At 49.0% G+C, this 20,961-nt stretch carries 18 protein-coding genes; 6 read left to right on the forward strand and 12 right to left on the reverse strand.

Translation table 11 applies throughout. The features are described 5' to 3' along the window. Positions 1–42 precede the first annotated feature (42 nt). From BZK41_RS01965 to rclA, 6 genes are all read right to left on the reverse strand, one after another. Positions 43–810: an EAL domain-containing protein gene (locus BZK41_RS01965; RefSeq protein WP_079936993.1), complete on the reverse strand. Its 768-nt coding sequence runs from the start codon at positions 808–810 to the stop codon at positions 43–45. Positions 811–910: 100 nt separating this feature from the next. Then, complete coding sequence (locus BZK41_RS01970; protein ID WP_172313039.1) at positions 911–1,492, reverse strand: LuxR family transcriptional regulator; 582 nt, start codon at positions 1,490–1,492, stop codon at positions 911–913. 21 nt (positions 1,493–1,513) lie between these two features. Continuing rightward, entirely contained in the window at positions 1,514–2,209 is a 696-nt protein-coding gene (locus tag BZK41_RS01975; protein WP_079936995.1) for a flagellar brake protein, read from the reverse strand. Positions 2,210–2,782: 573 nt separating this feature from the next. Continuing rightward, entirely contained in the window at positions 2,783–3,343 is a 561-nt protein-coding gene (gene rclC / locus BZK41_RS01980; protein WP_003831145.1) for a reactive chlorine resistance membrane protein RclC, read from the reverse strand. A gap of 11 nt (positions 3,344–3,354) precedes the next feature. Continuing rightward, on the reverse strand, positions 3,355–3,585 hold the full coding sequence (gene rclB / locus BZK41_RS01985) for a reactive chlorine resistance periplasmic protein RclB (protein ID WP_172313043.1): 231 nt from the start codon (positions 3,583–3,585) through the stop codon (positions 3,355–3,357). A 172-nt stretch (positions 3,586–3,757) separates the two neighbouring features. Beyond that, positions 3,758–5,083 (reverse strand): reactive chlorine resistance oxidoreductase RclA, encoded by a 1,326-nt coding sequence (rclA, locus tag BZK41_RS01990; protein WP_079936997.1) that lies wholly within the window; start codon positions 5,081–5,083, stop codon positions 3,758–3,760. Between the two features lie 237 nt (positions 5,084–5,320). Between rclA and rclR the strand changes: the two genes are divergently transcribed. Then, complete coding sequence (gene rclR, locus BZK41_RS01995; RefSeq protein WP_079936998.1) at positions 5,321–6,175, forward strand: reactive chlorine-specific transcriptional regulator RclR; 855 nt, start codon at positions 5,321–5,323, stop codon at positions 6,173–6,175. A 51-nt stretch (positions 6,176–6,226) separates the two neighbouring features. Here rclR and BZK41_RS02000 read toward each other — a convergent pair whose 3' ends face one another. From BZK41_RS02000 to BZK41_RS02015, 4 genes are all read right to left on the reverse strand, one after another. After that, positions 6,227–9,370, reverse strand: coding sequence for a CusA/CzcA family heavy metal efflux RND transporter (locus BZK41_RS02000; protein WP_079936999.1), 3,144 nt, complete (start codon positions 9,368–9,370; stop codon positions 6,227–6,229). Between the two features lie 11 nt (positions 9,371–9,381). After that, positions 9,382–10,674, reverse strand: coding sequence for an efflux RND transporter periplasmic adaptor subunit (locus BZK41_RS02005; protein ID WP_079937000.1), 1,293 nt, complete (start codon positions 10,672–10,674; stop codon positions 9,382–9,384). Positions 10,675–10,750: 76 nt separating this feature from the next. Then, positions 10,751–11,098 carry a cation efflux system protein CusF gene (cusF, locus tag BZK41_RS02010; protein WP_079937001.1) on the reverse strand — a complete coding sequence of 116 codons (348 nt, stop codon included), beginning with the start codon at positions 11,096–11,098 and terminating at the stop codon, positions 10,751–10,753. Between the two features lie 32 nt (positions 11,099–11,130). After that, positions 11,131–12,513, reverse strand: a complete 1,383-nt coding sequence (locus BZK41_RS02015; protein ID WP_079937002.1) for an efflux transporter outer membrane subunit — start codon at positions 12,511–12,513, stop codon at positions 11,131–11,133. A 195-nt stretch (positions 12,514–12,708) separates the two neighbouring features. Here BZK41_RS02015 and cusR point away from each other — a divergent pair, with 195 nt between their 5' ends. The 5 genes from cusR to BZK41_RS02040 all read left to right on the forward strand — a co-directional run bounded on the left by cusR (position 12,709) and on the right by BZK41_RS02040 (position 17,051). Then, a complete protein-coding gene (gene cusR / locus BZK41_RS02020; RefSeq protein WP_048226190.1) occupies positions 12,709–13,392 on the forward strand; it encodes a copper response regulator transcription factor CusR in 684 nt (227 codons plus the stop codon). Next, the gene (locus tag BZK41_RS02025; RefSeq protein ID WP_079937003.1) at positions 13,382–14,833 is read left to right on the forward strand and encodes a Cu(+)/Ag(+) sensor histidine kinase; all 1,452 of its coding nucleotides are present in this window, start codon (positions 13,382–13,384) and stop codon (positions 14,831–14,833) included. Before cusR ends, BZK41_RS02025 begins: the two co-directional genes overlap by 11 nt. 125 nt (positions 14,834–14,958) lie before the next feature. Beyond that, positions 14,959–15,285, forward strand: coding sequence for a hypothetical protein (locus BZK41_RS02030; RefSeq protein WP_020996562.1), 327 nt, complete (start codon positions 14,959–14,961; stop codon positions 15,283–15,285). Positions 15,286–15,657: 372 nt separating this feature from the next. Next, positions 15,658–16,164, forward strand: coding sequence for a hypothetical protein (locus BZK41_RS02035; RefSeq protein WP_079937004.1), 507 nt, complete (start codon positions 15,658–15,660; stop codon positions 16,162–16,164). Positions 16,165–16,247: 83 nt separating this feature from the next. Then, complete coding sequence (locus BZK41_RS02040; protein WP_079937005.1) at positions 16,248–17,051, forward strand: MBL fold metallo-hydrolase; 804 nt, start codon at positions 16,248–16,250, stop codon at positions 17,049–17,051. A 68-nt stretch (positions 17,052–17,119) separates the two neighbouring features. Here the strand turns inward: BZK41_RS02040 and BZK41_RS02045 are convergent, their stop codons facing one another. Together BZK41_RS02045 and BZK41_RS02050 are read right to left on the reverse strand one after the other, a co-directional pair. After that, positions 17,120–19,564 (reverse strand): trimethylamine-N-oxide reductase 2, encoded by a 2,445-nt coding sequence (locus BZK41_RS02045; protein ID WP_079937006.1) that lies wholly within the window; start codon positions 19,562–19,564, stop codon positions 17,120–17,122. Positions 19,565–19,584: 20 nt separating this feature from the next. After that, positions 19,585–20,679: a NapC/NirT family cytochrome c gene (locus BZK41_RS02050; RefSeq protein WP_079937007.1), complete on the reverse strand. Its 1,095-nt coding sequence runs from the start codon at positions 20,677–20,679 to the stop codon at positions 19,585–19,587. Between the last annotated feature and the right edge of the window lie 282 nt (positions 20,680–20,961).

The following is a 20,961-nucleotide window of genomic DNA, read 5'->3' on the forward strand; positions in this document are numbered from 1 at the left end:
CGCGGAACAATCAAGGATTTGGGAAACGTAAATAAGGAGGGATTAACGATTATATTGTGCTAAGAGTGAAGGGATCTCTTCTGCCAGCACCGGGGGAGAAATGAAAAAGCCTTGAATTTTGTCACAACCAATCTGCATCAACCGCTCCAGTTGGGACTGGGTTTCCACCCCTTCGGCAAGAACTTCAATACCAAAATTATGCGCCAGGGAAATAATACCCTCAACAATCTTTGTCGATCGAGTGTCGGGCTCAATACCGGTGACAAATTCCTTATCAATTTTTAAGGTATCAAAAGGATATTTCAACAGGTAATTAAGATTAGCATGGCCGGTGCCAAAATCATCAAGCGCAAGCTTGACCCCTATCGCCTTTAATTCCGTCATATTTTTAGCCGCAATCTGACTGTCGCACAGCGGTGACGTTTCCGTCACCTCTATTTGGCATCGATGGACCGGCAATCCGGAAGAGGCAAGGTTTTGTCTAACACGTTGGGGTAACAGAGGATCGCAGAATTCAAGCGCGGAAATATTGACGGATAATACAATGGGGTCAGGCCAGGAAGCTGCAACATCCCACGGAGAGTGAGTAACCATATCTTCAATAGAAATAATATTGCCGCTATCTTCCAGTAAGGTAATAAAGACATCGGGAGAGATCATACCCATCTGAGGACTATTCCAACGCATTAATGCTTCAAATCCGCTTATACGCTGGGCATGCAAATTGAAAATAGGCTGATAAACCATATAAAGTTGACTGGTATTCAAAGCCTTTTCAAGCGCAGTTAGCACCTCGTTGGAATTAAACATTCCCCTCTCCCTCTACAAATCATAAAATTAAAAACCAGTCAAAATCACTCCCGAATTGTATCTACTATTAGGTGTATTACATCAGAAAATAATGGTCAGGTTAGGGTAAAAAAGACATACGATGGGTAAATCTGACAATTAACTTATTTAAATCAGAGGTATTGGTCAGGCCAAGCTTGGCGACGACCCTCATCTTATGTGCCTGAATCGTTTTATAGTTCAGGCTAACTAACTCAGAAATTTCTTTGGCTGTATAACCACTTACCAGTAAGTTCAGGATCTGCTGTTCTCTTTCGGTTAATCTCTTCTGCGAACGATACAGTCGGGGGTTCCATTTCCCGACTGATAATGTCGCCAATTGACCAAAATCACGCAGTGAAGATTTTTCAGTCAAAACTATTGTTTTCTCTACATATAATAACTCTACGCATAATTTCGCCACCAAACTATCAGCAACAATCACCACGATGTTATTATAAAATTTGAATCGGTTTTTATTCAAAAACTGAACAATGTCCGAACACGCTTGTTCATTATCAATGATATTAAAAACCATGGTTTGATGCTGGCATAATGATGACTGATGCAACATATCCTCAAACTGGAATGTTTTTATCGGCACATGTTTGCTGGTCAGGTAGGCAAACATACCATTGCCCACAAAATTATCACTGCCACACATCAACATCCTGTTCACCGTTCCTTATAAGCTTCTAATCTTGTTACTCATTAAAAATTTAATAATAATTTTCTCGACTTCAGTCTCTTCACGACGATTTTTAAAATCGAACTCACATGAGATCTGATGACAGGAATACAACTGGTTATCCTCATCAAACTCATTGATCGGGACAACATCGATCACTTTTAAATCCAGTTGTAAACTGCCAAATGTATCGAAATCCAGAGATGCATTTTTAATCACCGCATCTTTATAAAGAAAACGGGCGTTTACATCTTTAACAATTAACGCACAACCACCCTGCGAGATATTTTTAATCTTGAGAGAGTAGTTTTCTCCATTTTTGTAACGACCAAAACAGAAAAAGTCATAGCCCTTCAGGAATGAAAAACGCTGATTTTGTCTCTGCTGGGCAAAGAAAATCATATCCGGGATGAAGTAGGATAATCCTGCTTCCGCACCTGCTGCTGGGGTTTGTTCGAACCTGGCACTAAATTTTACAATCCCGCTTTCGCTGTGCAGGATAAAGTATTGGACCTTTTCAGGAACAATGTCTCCGTGTCCGGAAATGACAAACCGTTCGAAATCAACCTTCTCTAACTGCGTGATAACGCTACTGTCTCCACACAAGATTTCCAGTTTCGTTTTCTTATGCAGCTCTTCACGAAGGATAGCGATGATTTCAAACTTGTCTTCCTTTGCTAAGCCAAAGCTCATTTTAATACCCTTATTTCCATATTTAAGATATGTCCCGCCTTTGGTTACTCACAAAACGCGAGATCAGCATCCACCCCTGGTGCTTAATTACCATAGTGGATTCCATGTCAAACAGTTGGTTAAAAGTTAAGTTTTTAACTATCTTTAGTCATTTATTGATACGTAAAAACATTTAATCAGGATTAATTCTAGCTTAAGACATGCCTAAAACCACGCGAACTTGTTGATTAACTATAACAAAAATGAATAACAAACTTTTTTGAGATATGGTTTTGAGATAACAAATAGCAAGAATTGCACAGAAAAAAATAGAGAAAAATGGAGCTTTCGTGGCCGGAAGACTACGCAGTCTGCGGGGTGATGCGCTTTCACAGGAAGGAGGAAAAATGCTTACAACACTATATCATTAACCAGGAAGATAGCTCTGATTAGTTATTCTTCTAAAGTGAATAATTGTATATTTATGATAAATTTGCCTTAAGACAGAAAAAAAGCCAGCATCCTGCTGGCCCGGTAAGTACCGAATCGAACTATAGTGGCTTACTATCTTACAGAGGGCACAACGTTAAAAATTCAATACTGCTGCTTAATTATTGATCGGGATGAATCTGCGATAATCATCACTGCTCCCGCCAACATTAACGTATCTTTTAACACCAACCGCCCGGCACCTGACAAGTATGGAAATCCGTGGTGTAAATCACCCAGCGGCATTACCCATGCTTCTGGCGTGGTTATTAAAAATGATAAGGTTACAATTGGTGTGGCAAATGCCAGAACGCCGCCAATTAATCCCAACCAACGGCTAACAGGATTAGCCAGCACCAGCAAAGCGATGAGAACTTCGACTACTCCCAGACCATTTGAGAATGTATACGTGTTATTCGCCGTCTGCCATTCACGAGCCTGTGGTTTGAATTCACCTTCGTGGGTTAAATGTTGTTTGTATTCTTCTGGATGCTCATAAAAAAATGACATTACCGGACTATTGGCGACAAACGGTGTAATGCTGTCGGCTTCGTAAGGTACAAATTTTAATAAGCCAATCCAGATAAAAACAATCGCGATACTCAGGCGAATCAAGGTTAATCCAACCCTATCACCTTTGCCCAATATACGAAGATATTTTTCCATTCCGGCGCTCCTCACTTGTACAAAATTGCCGTTGCGTGAGTGCTGCTATCAATGCGCATTGAGGTAATTTTCCAGGAAGTCGCATTCTTTTCCTGCGCCAGTTTAGCAATGGCATCTTCCACCACGGAAGGAGAGCCAGACACGGCTGATACGCTAACGTGGGCAACCTCGGTTTGCGCTAACGCGGAAAATGTCACCGGAGCAGTCAGTAACGTAGTCATTAGTAACGTAGTTTTAAGCATGTTCATTTCTATTTCCATTAACGAGTCATTTCAGTGGGAATATAATAAAACATGTCACTTAATTTTATTTCATCCGTAACGCCAAAATAACTGTCAATTAGTATCAGGAACATAAAAAAACAAATAAAAAAAGCCCCACACGGGTGGGGCAAATATGCAGACTACACTATTATCATTTAATGAGAGAAAAGAGATCGTTTAGTGATTCGCTCATGCTTGGATGGGTAAATATTTGGTCACGCAATGTGGTATAAGGTAACCCTGCATCCATAACCGTCTTGATGATATTAATCATTTCATGAGAATCCACGCACAGCAGCGACACGCCTAATATTTGTTTCGTTTCGCTATCCACCACTGCTTTAAGAACACCACGCGTATCATTCATCACTCGCGCACGGGGGATAGCCGCTACCGGCAACGTCACGACTTGCACCGCCGCACCGCTGGCGCGAGCCTGTTCTTCAGTCATTCCGACGCGGGAAAGCGGCGGCGTCATAAAGACGGAATACGGTACGTTTTGGCGATCGCCCGTGTTACGTAATCCCTCTCCTAGCAGGTTGTCGCGCACAATACGGAAGTCATCCAGCGAGATATAGGTAAATTGTAATCCACCAGTGACATCACCCATTGCCCAAATATTGTCTGCCGATGTACGCAAATATTTATTCACAACAATGGCACCACGATCGTTTACATCCACACCCGCTTTCTGCAATTGCAGGTTTTCTGTCGCCGGTTTGCGACCTGATGCTACCAACAGCGCATCCACCGTCTGGGCACCTTCCGGCATGTGCAGCTGTACTGCACCATCATGAGAGGAGACCGACTGCACGTTGGCATTGAGGATCAGCTCAACACCTTTGTCGCGTAAAATGTTGGCGATAGCGTCAGCAATATCCCGGTCTTCACGAGGCAAAAACTGTGGAGCTGCTTCATAAATGGTGACTTTGCTACCAAAGTTGGCAAACATCGATGCGAATTCAACGCCGATATACCCGCCGCCCAAAATGCCCAGACGCTCTGGACGTTGCGTCAAATTCAACAGCCCGGTGCTGTCAAACACGCCAGGTGTCGTGGTTAATCCCTCAACGTTTGGAATCGTTGACTGGGCGCCAGTATTAATAAAGATTTTCTCACCGCTCAGTTCAACCTCACCTGTTGACTGCACGACTCGCACAGTATGGTTATCAACGAATTCAGCACGACCTTCAATCACATCCACGTTTTCCAGATCGGCAAGATTATGGAAATTTTTATCGCGCAGAAAACTGACAACGGAGGCCTTGCGTTGCATTGCCTCGGCAAAATCATGCTGAAGTTCAGCATCATGTACCAGGGTTTTGGTTGGGATACAGCCGATGTTGATGCATGTCCCGCCATACATGGTGTTTGACTGTTCAATAATCGCTACCCGCCAACCCGTTTTGGCCAGCGTTGCCGCCAGCGTTTTACCCGCTTTGCCAAATCCAATAACGATCGCCTGATACTGATTCATGCTGTCTCTCCGCCAAGTCACTGTTCGTTTGATGAACTGAAGTATAGGTTGAACTCTGCGAGAACAATGTATCCACAACTCGGCAATAACTGTCAAATCGTCTAAATTAGCCTTTAAGATGATTAACATTTCGAAAACGAATTATCGCCATAATACTTTGAAGGTATTAATATAATAATAAATTAAAGAGATAATATCGTTTCAATAAACGACATCACAAAATGTTCAGGAGTCTCTATGGATGCCCTTAGCCGATTGCTTATGCTTAACGACCCACAAGGCTCGATCGATCAAAATTGCCTGCTGAGCAAAGACTGGCAACTACCGCATGCTGCGGGTGAGTTGTCCGTCATCCGCTGGCATACGGTCACACAAGGGGCAGCCCAACTGGATATGCCCGATGGGTCCTCTTTTACCCTGCGGGCCGGTACTATCGTGATCTTGCCGCAAAACTCTGCACATCGGCTTTGCCAGACTGGCGATGAACAAACGCACATTGTTTGCGGTAGCCTACGATTGCATGCTTCCTCACGCTATTTTTTAACAGCGTTACCGGAGGTATTAGTTCTGGCACCTGATGAAAATAGCCCTGTCGGCCATTGGATTAAGGCTATGATTGCGTTGATGCAGCAGGAGTCCATGAGTACGCTGCCGGGCTCCAGTGTAGTCTGCAGTCAACAATGCGCCACACTGTTCACCTTGGCCGTTCGCGAGTGGCTAACCAAAGCGACGCCCGCAGAGAACGTGTTGAATCTACTGCTGCATCCCAAACTAGGGGCCGTCGTCTTCATGATGCTGGAGTCACCGGCGTTTGCCTGGACCGTCGAAGAACTGGCGAAACGTGCGCATATGTCGCGAGCCAGCTTCGCGCAGCTATTTCGTGAAGTCTCAAACTCCACGCCGCTCGCTGTATTAACCACTTTACGCCTGCAATTCGCTGCCCAGATGCTGTCACGCGGGTCGCAGCCATTGGTTGTGGTGGCCGAGTCGGTGGGCTACGCCAGCGAATCGTCATTCCACAAAGTCTTTTTACGGGAATTTGGCTGCACGCCGGGCGAGTACCGCAAACGCGTAAAATCTTTAGCGGCATAACGCAACGCCCGCGTCGGCGACCAAACCGACGCAGGCGAGCGTTTCAAGGCATTACTTTTGGCTACGGTGCCTGTGAAGCCACATCAGCTTATAGGCTGCCGGGATAATGAACAGTGAGAGCAATGGTGCGGTGATCATGCCGCCAATCATCGGCGCAGCTATGCGGCTCATGACTTCTGAGCCTGCCCCCGTTCCCCACAAGATTGGTAGCAGACCTGCGATAATTACCGCCACGGTCATCGCTTTTGGCCGCACGCGCAGCACGGCACCGTGATACAACGCGTCATCCAGCTTATCCGCCGTAAAGGTTTGCGGATTTTCCAGCGCGGGTTCGGCTTCAATAGCGTGGCGCAAGTACATCAGCATCACCACACCAAACTCCGCAGCAACACCTGCCAGGGCGATAAATCCGGTTCCGGTTGCAACCGACATATGGAACCCCATCCAGTAAAGGAACCAGATGCCTCCCACCAGCGCAAAAGGCACACTGGTGATAATCAGCAGCGCTTCGCCAAAGCGACGGAAAGCCAGATAAAGCAGAACGAAGATAATCATCAGCGTCATCGGCACCATCAACTTGAGCTTATGGCTGGCGCGCTCAAGCAGCTCGAACTGTCCGGAAAACGCCACGCTGGTACCCGGCTTTAACTGGACCTTTTCAGCAATAGCCTTTTTCAGATCGTTCACCACGGAGACCATGTCACGATCGCGGGCGTCGATGTAAATCCAACTGGTTGGTCGCGCATCTTCGGTTTTCAGCATTGAAGGACCCGAAACCACCGTCACATCGGCGACATCCGCCAGCGTGATTTGCTGTTTCATGGGCGTCAGAATAGGCAGATTACGCAATGCTTCCGGGCTATCACGATAGCTCTGCGCATAGCGCAGATTGATAGGGTAGCGTGCAATCCCTTCCACCGTTTCGCCCACCATTGCCCCTCCTACCGCAGAAGTGACAAACAGCTGCACAGCACCTACGGTCATGCCGTACCGGGCCGCTTTTTCACGATTAATATCTACGTTGAGATAGCGTCCACCCACCAGACGCTCAGCCAGCGCCGAAGAGACTCCCGGCACGGTTCTGGCCACCTCTTCAATTTGCTCCGCCGTGGCGTCGATATCTGCCAGAACGTTACCTGACACCTTAATGCCAATTGGACTTTTGATCCCCGTAGAGAGCATGTCGATACGGTTACGAATCGGCGGAACCCACAGATTCGCCAGCCCCGGCAAGCGTACGGTTTTGTCCAGCTCAGCAATGATTTTGTCCATCGTCATTCCCGGACGCCACTGGTCCTGTGGCTTCAGTTGGATCGTCGTTTCAACCATTTCCAGCGGCGCGGAGTCTGTTGCGGTTTCTGCCTTACCGGTTTTACCAAACACGCGCGCCACTTCCGGAACGGTCATGATCAGCTTGTCGGTTTTCTGCAGCATGTCCGCTGCCTGCGCCGCTGAGATCCCCGGCAATGTCGAAGGCATATACAGCAGATCGCCTTCGTTAATCTGCGGCAGGAATTCACCACCGACTTTATTCAGCGGGTAGATAACCGTCAGTATTGAAAGCACCGCCACCAGAATGGTGGTCTTGGGCCAGTGCAACACCTTCAGCAACAGCGGATGATAAATACGGATCAGGAAGCGGTTAAGTGGGTTGCTGCTTTCGGCCGGTATCTTGCCACGGATCCAGAATCCCATCAGGATCGGAATGACCACAATCGCCAGAAACGCCGCGCCTGCCATGGCATATGTTTTGGTGAACGCCAGCGGCCCAAACAGTCGCCCTTCTTGCCCCTCAAGTGTGAAAATGGGGATAAACGACAACGTGATGATCAACAGGCTGATGAACAATGCCGGGCCGACTTCTACCGAGGCATCAGTAATAACCTTCCAGCGCGTTGCGTTATCGAGCTTTTCATTCGGATGCTGATGCCCCCACTCTTCCAGCCGCTTATGGGCGTTTTCAATCATCACGATTGCGGCATCAACCATCGCCCCGACGGCAATGGCAATTCCCCCTAACGACATGATATTGGCGTTCAGCCCCTGGAAATGCATCACGATAAACGCGATACACAGCCCCAGCGGCAGGGAAATAATCGCCACCAGCGCCGAACGCAGATGCCACAGGAACAGCGCACACACCAGCGCCACGACGATAAACTCTTCCAGCAGCTTGTAGCTGAGGTTATCAATGGCGCGATCGATGAGCTGACTGCGATCGTATGTTGTAACTACCTCTACGCCTTCCGGCAGGCTGCTTTTCAGCGTGTCGAGTTTGGCTTTAACGGCGGAAATCACCTCACGCGCATTTTTACCGGAACGCAGGATAACCACCCCGCCCGCGACTTCGCCTTCACCATTCAGTTCGGCGATCCCACGGCGCATTTCCGGCCCAATCTGTACGCGCGCCACATCGCGCAGGTAAACAGGGACACCGTCGGCCCCCGTTTTCAGGACGATGTTATTGAAATCATCAAGCGTTTGCAGATATCCACTGGCGCGGACCATATATTCCGCTTCAGCCATCTCAACAGATGAGCCGCCCGCTTCCTGATTTGATGTATCCAGCGCCGATTTCACGTCCGCCAGGCTGATGCCATATTGCGTCAGCTTCATCGGATCGATAACGACCTGATACTGTTTAACCACGCCGCCTACCGAGGCGACTTCCGCCACGTTAGGAATCGTTTTTAACTCATACTTTAAAAACCAATCCTGAAGAGAACGTAATTCCGCCAGATCATGTTTCCCGCTGCGATCCACCAGCGCGTACTCAAATATCCAGCCGACGCCCGTGGCGTCCGGTCCCATTTCCGCGCTAACGCCAGCCGGCAATTTTCCCTGAACCTGGTTGAGGTACTCCAGTACGCGCGAGCGCGCCCAGTAAGGATCGGTGCCATCTTCGAAAATGACGTACACGTAGGAATCGCCAAACTGCGAGAAACCGCGCACGGTTTTCGCGCCCGGTACCGACAGCATGGTGGTGGTCAACGGGTAGGTCACCTGATTTTCAACAATTTGCGGCGCCTGACCCGGATAGCTGGTTTTGACGATCACCTGAACATCAGAGAGATCGGGCAGCGCATCAACCGGCGTATTGATGATGGTCCAGGTTCCCCAGACACTGAGAAACAGCGCCCCCATCATCACCAGAAAACGGTTTGCCACCGAACGATGGATAATCCATTCAATCATTTATCATATCCTCAGTGTGAATGGGTCGCCTGGGCTGGCATGGCGGGTGCGTCTTGCGTCTTACTGTTCTGGGCGCGCATACGGTCCAGTGCGCCAGAGATATTCGCTTCGGAATCAATCAGGAACAGGCCACTGGACACCACTTTTTCGCCTTCGGTCAGGCCGGAGCGGATAGCCGTCAGCCCCTGAGATTCATGGAATACCGCAACCTGTTTCGGTACAAATCGGCCTTCGTTATCAACGGTGATTACCCGCTGCTCGGTACCCGTATCAATCAGCGCTTTAGACGGGATCAGCAGCATTGGCTCGCTTTGTGTTTTCAGTTGCAGGTAAGCATTCATCCCAGGCTTAAGCGCCTCATCGGGGTTATCAACCTGCAAACGGATTTGCAACGTCCGCGTGGTAGCATCAACGCTTGGTAAGATACTCCACTTGCTGATGGTGAAAGGCTTATCCGGCCAGGCGGGCACGGTGATGGTAAATTGTGAGGCGTCTTTAATCAGCCAGGCGATAGATTCCGGGACCGACGCGCTGACCCAGACCGGGTCCATACCCTGAATTTTCGCGACCACATTGTCTTTAGAAATGTTCATACCGGTACGCAAATCGAATGCGGTGATCACCCCATCGATAGGCGCTTTCAGGGTAAAGCGAGTCTGAATTTTACGCGTCGATTTTAAGCGCTGAATATCCGCTTCAGGCATTCCAGCCAGACGTAATCTCTCCAGAATCCCTTCCACCTGCGTGGCGCTGCCGCCAGTTTCCCGCAGCAATAAATATTCGCTCTGCGCCTCAACCCAATCAGGAATAGTCAGGTCGATCAGCGGAGAACCCTTCTTAATTTTGTCTCCCACGGTCAGCGGGTAAACCTTCTCGATAAAGCCTGCAGAGCGTGCCTGGACAATAACAAACTGGTATTCGTTATAACTAACATTGGCCGGGAAAGTTTGCGCATAATGCAGCGGTCCACGACGAACTGGCTCTGTTTTCAGCCCCAGGTTCTGGGTCTGGGTGGGATCGATGCGCACGCCAGGCGCTGACGCGCTCGCGGTCTCTTCATCGGCATATTTCGGGATCAGATCCATATCCATAAACGGCGATTTACCCGGTTTATCAAAGCGCGTGTTCGGATACATGGGGTCATACCAGAACAACACTTTCCTGGCTTCTTTTGGCGAAGCCTGCCCGGTTTCAGCCGTTGCTTTTGCGGATGAATAATAAGTATAAATACCGACAGAAATAACCCCTCCGGCAATCATGCCAGCGAGAATAAGCGCGGTATTTTTAATATTTAAAGACGCCATAGTGATTTCCATTGCGCGATAGTCTCACCCGCGTTTACAAAAAACCGGGCAAGAATAAAAGAGACCTGCGAGAACGTTATTTACTGATGTGAATATCGCGTAACACAGAGAGATTTCCCTGCTGAACAAACGTAAATGCGACCTTATCGCCTGGCTTAATATCATCAGCCTTCGTATCAGCAACCAGCGTAAAACGCATTGTCATGGCCGGCCAGTTCACCGCAGGAATAGGGTCATGTTTGATCGTGATTTTTTTACTTTCCATATCAACAGCTTCAACCACCCCGGTAGCGCTAATGAGTTGTTCCTGTTGAGCCGCAGGCTGCATATTCATCATCTCGCCATGCTGATGCTCACTGGCCTGAGCGTTAAACATGACCACAGAGAAAAGGCTAAACAGCACGGCTTTGGCGGTAGTATTCATACATCATGCTCCTGAAAAGTTAATATTAAGGATTACTCCACCCAACCGCCGCCTAAGGCAGCAAACAGCTTAATTTCATTAACCTGTTGGGCGTAATTAAGATCGAGCAGCGATTGCCGCGTAGCGAATAAAGAACGTTCTGCGTCTAATACTTCGATATAGCTAACTGCACCATTCTGATAAAGCGCTCTGGCGCGTTGTAGTGTGATTTGCAACGAATCCAGGTAACGCTGTTGCCCGCTAATTTGATCGGCAATGCTTTGGCGCAACACCAGTGCATCCGCCACTTCTTTAAATGCGTTCTGAATTTTCTGTTCGTAATTCACTACCGACTGTTGTTGGCGAATTTCTGCCAGGTCGAGATTGGACTGATTACGTCCGGCGTTGAAGATTGGAATATCTATTTTGGGGACAAAATTCCACATGCCGCTGGCGGCATTAAATAAACTGGAAAGATCGCTGCTGCTACTGGACACGGAACTGGTCAAGGTTATAGACGGAAAAAATGCAGCCCGCGCAGCACCGATATTGGCATTTGCCGCCAATAATCCGTGCTCAGCTTCCATAATATCCGGGCGCTGCAACAGTATTTGCGATGAGAGCGATGGCGGTAGCGTTACCGGTTTAATATCCCCACGGCTGCGTGTCTGGTCATTGGGTAATTTCCCGTATGTACCCAGCAACAGTTGCAGCGCGTTATTGGCCTGTGCCAACTCACCTTTACGCTTGGCAATTTCGCTACGTGTACTTTCGATCACACCGCGCGCTTGTTCCAACGCCAGTACGTTGGTGCTACCGGTTACCAGTTGCTTCTCTACAAAAGCGTAAGAGCGCTGGTAGTTTTGCAGCGTTTCTTCGGCAACTTGCAGCTGCGCGTAAGCCAGACGCTGGTTAAAATAACTTTGCGACACGTTGGAAATTAATAAGATATGCACCGCCCGGCGCGCCTCTTCGCTGGCAAAGAAGTTCTGTCGTTCGGCTTCACTCATATTTTTAAGCCGCCCAAAGAAATCCAGGTCGAAACTGAGATTGAGTCCAGCTTCGAATTCACGATCGGTGCTGCTGTCACCTTTTAATTTACCGCTGTAGGTACCGCTGGAGCCTGCCGTGATTTGCGGATAACGGTCAGCGTCCGTGACGCCATACTGCGCTCGCGCTTCCTGAACCTTCAGCGTCGCCATGCGTAAATCGCGGTTATTGATCAGCGCCTCGCCAATCAACGCCTTCACCTGGTCGTCAACAAAAAAGGTTCGCCACCCCGAGTCCTGGTATTCACCAGAAGCTGACACCAGGGCATTCTGGCTTAAAGAAAATTGCTGTGGCACCGGCAAGGCCGGGCGCTGATAGTCCGGCGCCAATGAACAACCAGCGAGCACGAATATAGCGCTGAGAGTAAGAAGCTTAAATTTGCTCATAGTTCTTCTCGTCCTGACCGGACTGATGTCCCTAAAATAAGTAGGAATTTATAGTCTTGTACTTTAACGAAGTGACTCTGTTTAACCGGTGACAGGAAAATGACAAAACTGTCATTTTCCCAATAACCGATTGCTATCCGATCCCGCTTCCCTAGAATTGAAAGTCCGCACAACCAGTGCGAGAAGGAGAATGCGATGAAGGTTTTGATAGTCGAAGATGAGAAAAAAACCGGTGAATACCTGACGAAAGGCCTGACGGAAGCGGGTTTTGTCGTGGATTTAGCGGATAACGGCCTGAACGGGTATCACCTGGCGATGACCGGCGATTACGACCTGCTCATACTCGACATCATGCTGCCGGATGTGAACGGCTGGGATATCGTGCGGATGCTGCGTTCCGCCAACAAAGGAATGCCCATTCTTCTCCTCACCGCACTGGGTACCATTGAACATCGGGTTAAAGGTCTGGAATTGGGTGCTGATGATTACCTGGTTAAACCGTTCGCCTTCGCCGAACTGCTGGCACGGGTCAGAACGTTGCTACGTCGAGGCGCGGCGGTGATTGTCGAAAGCCAGTTTCAGGTCGCGGATTTAATGGTCGATCTGGTCAGCAGAAAAGTCACCCGCAGCGGTACGCGCATCACCCTGACCAGCAAAGAATTTACGCTGCTGGAGTTTTTTCTGCGCCATCAGGGGGAAGTTTTACCCCGCTCGCTGATCGCCTCCCAGGTCTGGGATATGAATTTTGACAGCGATACAAATGCCATCGACGTCGCAGTTAAGCGTCTGCGCGCCAAAATTGATAACGACTTTGAGCCGAAACTGATTCAAACCGTACGTGGCGTGGGATATATGCTTGAGGTTCCTGATGGTCAGTAAACGATGGCGGCGCCCTTTTTCGCTGGCGACACGACTGACCTTTTTTATCAGCCTGGCGACAATTGCTTCATTTTTCGCCTTTGCATGGATAATGATCCACTCCGTAAAAGTCCACTTCGCCGAGCAGGACATCAATGACTTACAAGAGATTAGCGCCACGCTGGAGCGGATTATTAGCCAACCCAACGAGCCAGAATCACGCCGCCTGGAAACGCTAAAAAATGTGGTGGCGGGTTACTCGAACGTCATTATTTCTCTGGAAGATAGCAACCAGAAGGCCATTTTTCATTCGCCCAATGCGCCGGATCTCCGGCAATTTATCGCCAGCGCAAGGCCGGATAAAAATGCCCATGCCAGTGACGTTTTTATTATCTCAGGCCCAACACTGCAAACCTCCAAACATATCCACGGACAGAAAACATCGTCTAACTGGCGAATGATTCGCCTGCCGGTAGGACAGCTTGCCGATGGAAAACCAGCGTATACCTTGTATCTGGCATTATCGATCGACTTTCATCTGCACTATATTAACGATCTGAAAAACAAGCTGATTATGACGGCATCGCTGATTAGCATGATGATTGTTTTTATCGTGCTTTTCGCCGTATACAAAGGCCATGAACCGATCCGTAATGTCAGTCGTCGCATCCAAAATATCACCTCGAAAGATCTCGATGTACGCCTCGATCCGCAAGCGGTTCCTATTGAACTGGAACAGCTGGTGAGTTCGTTTAATCACATGATCGAACGCATCGAGGACGTATTTAAACGCCAGTCGAACTTCTCGGCGGATATTGCTCATGAGATCCGCACGCCAATAACTAATCTCGTCACCCAAACGGAAATTGCGCTCAGCCAGACCCGCAGCCAAAAAGAACTCGAAGACGTACTGTATTCCAATCTCGAAGAGTTTGGCCGTATGTCGAAGATGGTGAGTGATATGCTGTTTCTGGCACAGGCGGACAACAATCAGCTGATTCCAGAAAAAAAAGCGCTCAATCTGGCTGATGAGGTCGGTAAAGTGTTCGACTTTTTCGAAGCCTGGGCAGAAGAGCGTGAGGTTGGTTTACGGTTTGAAGGACGCGCATGCTGGGTTTCAGGCGACCCATTAATGTTACGCCGGGCAATGAGTAACCTGCTGTCAAATGCCATGCGCTATACGCCAAAAGGCGAGTCGGTAACCGTGCGGGTGAAAGAGGCGGATGGCCAGGTCCAGATAGTCGTTGAGAACCCCGGAAACCCCATTCCCCCGCAACATCTTCCGCGACTCTTTGACCGATTTTATCGGGTAGACCCTTCACGACAGCGTAAAGGCGAAGGCAGCGGCATTGGTCTGGCGATTGTGAAATCGATTGTGATTGCTCATCAAGGAAAAGTCTCGGTGACTTCCGACCATCATGCCACTCGCTTTATTCTGACGCTGCCCAAGCACGCGATGTAATTTATGGTGATGACGCTTATATCTGTCATCACCTGTTGTCTGACACAACCGTCATAATCCTGTCACGCCACTGACAGCCCCTATTAATTATACTTTCTTCCGTAAACCCAAACAGGAGAAATATGATGAATAAGATGTCCTCTTTTTTAGCTATCGCGTTTTTTATTTCAGCAGGCGTTAATGCGGCAGAAACACCCAAAATGCATCAACAGGCCGCAATGGCTCATGAAATGATGAATAACAGTGATGCCCCTGCACACCAACAAATGGCACAAGCACACGCCGCGCAGGCAAATAATTCATCGTCAACATCAACCAATGCGCAATCATTTTCACAAATGAATGAACATGAAAAAGCGATGGTCGTTCACCAGTCAGTCAACAACGGCCATTCGTTTGCCCATGAGGTACAGGCCGAGCAGCACCGCGCACAGATCTCCACTCAAGGGTAAAGACGAACTGTATTGACGACGATATCCATTAATACGCTAAGTTTGAATATTGTGGACTACTCTCCCCACGCGGGTCTGTTTATAGACAAGCCCGCGTCCTTGATCACTGTTAATGTCAATATTAATAATTCATTAAATCCTTCATATAAAAGTAATCACCTCTTAGTTCTCTATCCAAATTGTACAAAACAAGTAAATAAACTGCTTGTTATGTTGCGTATTACAACATTTATCACCTCACCCTAATTATAAATTAGGATTCCCCCTGGTATGCGTCGTTAATATTTAATGGGAGACTGCCGTCGTCGTAAACATGACAGCCAAAAAGTTCGTATTCCTATAAATAAGCTTAATGATGATAGTGAGTGAAAAATGAATAAACGTCTGCTGACCCTCCTGGTCCTTGGCCTGACAACGGCCACAACGGCATGTGCAATTACCCCGGCAATGCAGAAAAAGTATGAACGTTCAGGTTGTACGCAAATGAGTGAACTCAATGGCTGTGATGTGAATAAATCCTATCAGTGGAACCGCGATCATGGCTTTATCGGGAACGATAACAGCCAGCAGTATCGTCATCATCGCCATGGTGAAGAGCAGCAAAATACCGCAGACCGGGATAACCACGATAATGCCGGTATTGATGGCAAATTCAGCGGAAATTACGTAGCCAAATTTGCCAATGGTCAACGCAGCGTTGATATTCACGTCGAAGATTCCGGCGTTTACGTCAATGGTAATGAAGTGCGTGACGTAAATACCTATAAGGATACGATGACCTTCCGCGTCGGCTATGCCACTTACACGATTAAAACAAATGGTCGCGGTAGCTGGAATGACAGCGATGCAGGAAACGCTGGCAAAATTGTGCGTGAATAACAGATACCGCTAAAGAGCGCTGCGATCACAGCACCCTCAACAGCCATGCATTACAGTATGCCGTTTTAATACTGGAGTCAGACATGGCTTTGACCCTCACGGTGCTGCTTGAAAACCGACATGCTGCTGGCGCTGGAAAAACATTACTGGCAAAGCCTGGATTAAGTCTGTTAGTTCAGGATGAAACAACCACAATATTATTTGATACCGGGCCGGATGACAGCTTCATGCATAACGCTGCGCAAATGGGCGTGGACCTGACGCACTTAACCGCCGTAGTTCTGTCGCACGGCCATTACGATCACTGCGGCGGCGTGCCGTGGCTTGCGGATAACAGCCGTATCATTTGCCATCCCCAAATAGCCTGCGAACGATATGCCTCAGTTACGGTTGCGGGAACACCACGAAAAATTAAAAAACTCTCGCGTGATAACAACTACTCTCGATTCATCATGGAATACACCCGTGAGCCGCTGGCTATCAGCGATCGCTTTTTGTGGTCCGGGGAAATTAGCGTCCCCACGCCACAGTCCTATGGTGTGATTAGCGAGAAAACTCTGCAACCAGATTACATCAGTGACGAAGGCGTATTGATCTATAAATCTGAACGCGGGTTAGTCATCATTACCGGTTGCGGGCATCGGGGAATAGAGAACATCGTACGCCATTGCCAGAAAATCACCGGGGTTAACCAAATTTATGCCCTCGTCGGTGGGTTTCATTTACGTGCAGCCTCCCCCACTAAGCTATGGCGGACCCGACAATTTATTAAGCAACAACAACCCGAAAAACTGCTCGGCTGTCATTGTACCGGTTCGTGGGGGCGATTGTGGCTACCGGGAACTGACGCCCCGGCAACGGGAGATGTAATTGTGCTGGCAGAGTAACGACAGTCAACGTTGCCAATACAACAATAAAAAACGGGAACCTTGCGGCTCCCGTTTATCAGCCTTTATTACATAGTGACAATTGCTGGCTCATCAAAGACGGTGAGTTTTGGCGCTTCACCGGTGTATTTTTCTGCGTATACCAGGCTGGTATTCCCCGCACAACCATTCGCCAGCCGTGAAGTCGGGATATCCGCCGTCAGTACGTTCGCGCCGCCATTTTTACAGATACCGTTTTCAATATCCGGCCAGGCGCCTTCATGAATACAGATAATGCCCGGTTTGATGCCGTCGCTGACGTGCGCCCCCACCAGAACCTGTCCGCGAGCATTCCATACGCGGACCAGATCGCCCTCGACAATCCCTCTGGCTTTCGCGTCATCCGGGTGAATGGTTACCGGTTCGCGATTGGCAATGGTGTACTCTTTGCGTAGAGACGCGTAGTTCAGCTGGCTGTGCAGACGATGTGCCGGATGCGCCGTCAGTAGCTGCAGCTGATCTTTATCCGCAGTTCCTTTCCATTCATCCGGTTCAATCCAGGACGCATGCGGTGGACAGTCTTTATACTGATAGCCTTCAATCGTTTTCGAATAGATTTCTATCTTGCCGCTCGGCGTTCCGAGTGCGTTCATCACCGGATCGCTGCGGAAATCCGCGTAGCGCACGTATTTGTTGTTCTTTTCATTCTCACGCATTTCGATCAGTTTATTCTGCTGCCAGAATGCGTTGAATTGCGGCATGGCGACACGCTGGGCGCGGGCGGCTTTTTGCGCGGCATCGTAGAACTGCTTCAGCCACGCCATTTCGTCTTTGCCTTCGGTGTAGACCGCTTTCCCGCCCGGCTTGAGCATCTCAGCCAGATCGGCAAATACGTCAAAATCACTGCGCGCTTCAAACTGCGGCTCAATAACCTGCTTCATCGGCACCAGATGCTGGTTACTGTAATCACCGGTCATGGTCAGATCGTTACGCTCAAACGAGGTGGTGATTGGCAGAACGATATCGACGTGTTTGGCCGCGGCGGTCCAGTAGCATTCAGAGATGACAACCAGTTCAGGCTTCTGCCAGGCTTTGATTAAGCGGTTGGTATCCTGATGATGGGTAAAGTTAGCGCCGCCCGCCCACCAGATCATTTTGATATCCGGGAAGGTTTGCTCTTTACCGTTATGCTGATATTTGCCGCCTGGGTTTTCCAGCGCTTCGACAATTCGCGCTACTGGCAGGCTGGTCACCGCATCGGAAACCGCCCAGTCGTTACCTGCCGATGACCCACCCTCAATTTTGGCGGAGATCGCCGGCAAGACCCCACCTGTGCGCGTTGGGTTACCGCCGTTGGAATAATGATAAGAGAACCCGAAACCGCCGCCTTCGGTACCTATTTGCCCCAGCATCGCCGCCAGCGTCACCAGCATCCAGTGTTTTTGCTCACCGTATTGCTGGCGCTGAATCCCCCAACCTGCCATGAGCATGGTTTTGTTGCTGGAGAAAATTTCCGCCAGCTTTTCCAGTTGCTCAGCAGGCACGCCACACACGCCAGATGCCCACTCGGCGGTTTTCTCTACTTTATCGCTCTTGCCAAGCAGGTACTCTTCAAACTGCGGATATCCGGTGATGTATTTTTCCAGGAAGGCTTTGTCGTGAAGATTTTTCTTCACCAGCGTGTGGGCGATCCCTAACATCATTGCCACATCGGTCCCCATATGTGGCGCAATCCAGGTCGCATTATCACCAAAGAACTCGATGGTTTCAGAACGCATCGGATCGATGGCGATGACGCTTTTCCCTGATTTCTTCAGCAGATTAAAGTATTCGATCCCTTGTTCATCCGTGCTGCTCCAGGCAATCTTAAGGGTGTTGAGCGGGTTCATCCCCCACAGCACCACGACCTGACTGTGCTCAAGCACCATCGGCCAGGTGGTTTGCTGCTCGTAGACCTCAACCGATCCCACAACGTATGGCATGATCACCTGCGCGGCACCGGTTGAATAATCTCCGGTATGCCCGGCGTAGCCACCGGCCATGCTCATATAGCGTTGCAGTAAGGTTTGCGCCTTATGCAGAACGCCGCTGGATCGCCAGCCATAAGAACCGGCAAATATCGAAGCCGGGCCATAGCTGCTGCGGATCCGGCTGTGCTGTTCATGAATGAGCTTCAGCGCCTGTTCCCAGCTAACCCGCACGAAAGGATCGTTACCACGTTTACCATCCGCTTTACCCGGGTTTTCCAGATAGCTTTTACGCACCATCGGATACTTAACGCGGATATTGGTATGAACCTGATCCGGCGCGGTTTGCTGTAATGAGTTCGGCACCGTTTTCGGCAACGCACCTTTTGAGGAAACCACTTTACCGTCTTTTACTTCCACGTATACCGCGCCCCAACGTGCAGCCGTCAGAATCGCTCCGCCATTCTGGCCTTCGGCCCAGGCCGGCATTGGGATCACCGAAGAAATCGCCATTGTCCCGGTTGCCGCGCCAGCCGTCTTGATAAAGTCACGTCTTGTGAGTTTCATGATTTCTCCTGATTTATCGCTTATTTGTTCATGTCTTTAGCGTTGTACTGGAAGTAACGGCTCAGGATATCCAGTTCGGTTTCACTGATATTGGTGCGAGCGCCCATCCCTTTCGCCACTGAAGGCCAGGCGTTAAGCGTGAAATGATTCGCCGGAATTGGCGCATGACAACCCGCGCAGTACACATTGTCGAGTTGGCGTGCGTAATCCCACATCGGCTCGCGACTGGCGAGAGCGGAACCGCTCCATTCGCCCTGCAGCACGACATCTCGCCACGCATTGCCGTAATCATCTTTTTTCCAGTCGGAGAGGAGCTTCAGCGACTGTTGACCTTTTTCACTCAGACTGGCGAGAATCAAACGCTGTCCTGCCGCGTAGTAAATAACCTGTTCACTTCCCTGCATCTGACTACCGCGGATCTCGACCAGTCGCGCATTGTCCGTTGTTTTCAGGACCTGCATTTTGGTTGCCGGGTAAACGGTTCCCAGATCGCCAAGTGCGGTGTTGCTTACGGCATAAAGCTCAGTTGCCGAGGCTGGAGTGGAAGCTGACTGCGCTTCAAGCCCTTTAAGCGCGCTGTCATCCATTTTTATTTCAGGTGGGAAATGGGCGACGCCTTTATGGCAATCAATGCAGGTTTGCTTTTCCGCGATGCCCATTTTGTGCATCTTCTGGGCATCCGCGCTTTGTGCGGCAAGATCCATCGCGTCCATGCTGTGGCAGCTCCGGCAGGTCGCAGAATCATTAGCCTTGAGCTGCGCCCAGACGGTTTGCGCCATCTCCAGACGGTGTTCTTCAAATTTTTCCGGGGTATCGATTTTTTTGGTTATGAACTGATGGTAAACATCTTTTGAGGCCCGCAGCTTAGCCACCAGATAATCCAGGCCGCCCTCGGGGATATGACAGTCAGCGCACTCTGCACGAATGCCTTTCTGATTCTGAAAGTGAACCGATCCGGTATATTCCTCGTAGGGCGCCTGCATCGTATGGCACGACAAACAAAATTCGGTGCTCGAGGTTTTGTGTAATGTCCATTGTCCTGCCAACACAATAATGGCCCCAAGCGCAATGCATAGCAGCATCGACCAGAGGATGGTTTTATTTATTTTTCTCATCTTTTATTCCCACAAGACGAATACCCTTTTATAGGTAGGCAATAAATACACTAAAGCAGCTACTTATTGATATTCATCAAGCGAAGAGAGAAATTAGAATCAACCAACGGGTAAGTTTGAAGGGGCTCTCATAATTAGTGAGAACGAAATGCAAATATCAAATTTCGTTTAAAATTAGAGTTTTATACCGCATATAAAGTTTGATTATCTATTAATATTACAAACTTCAGAATAAAAATTTAATAAACACTAAAAGTCGCTGAAATTAATCCCGTGGCAGTA

The organism is Citrobacter sp. A316 (assembly GCF_002042945.1).
In the GTDB taxonomy this organism is placed as follows: Bacteria; Pseudomonadota; Gammaproteobacteria; order Enterobacterales; family Enterobacteriaceae; genus Citrobacter; species Citrobacter portucalensis.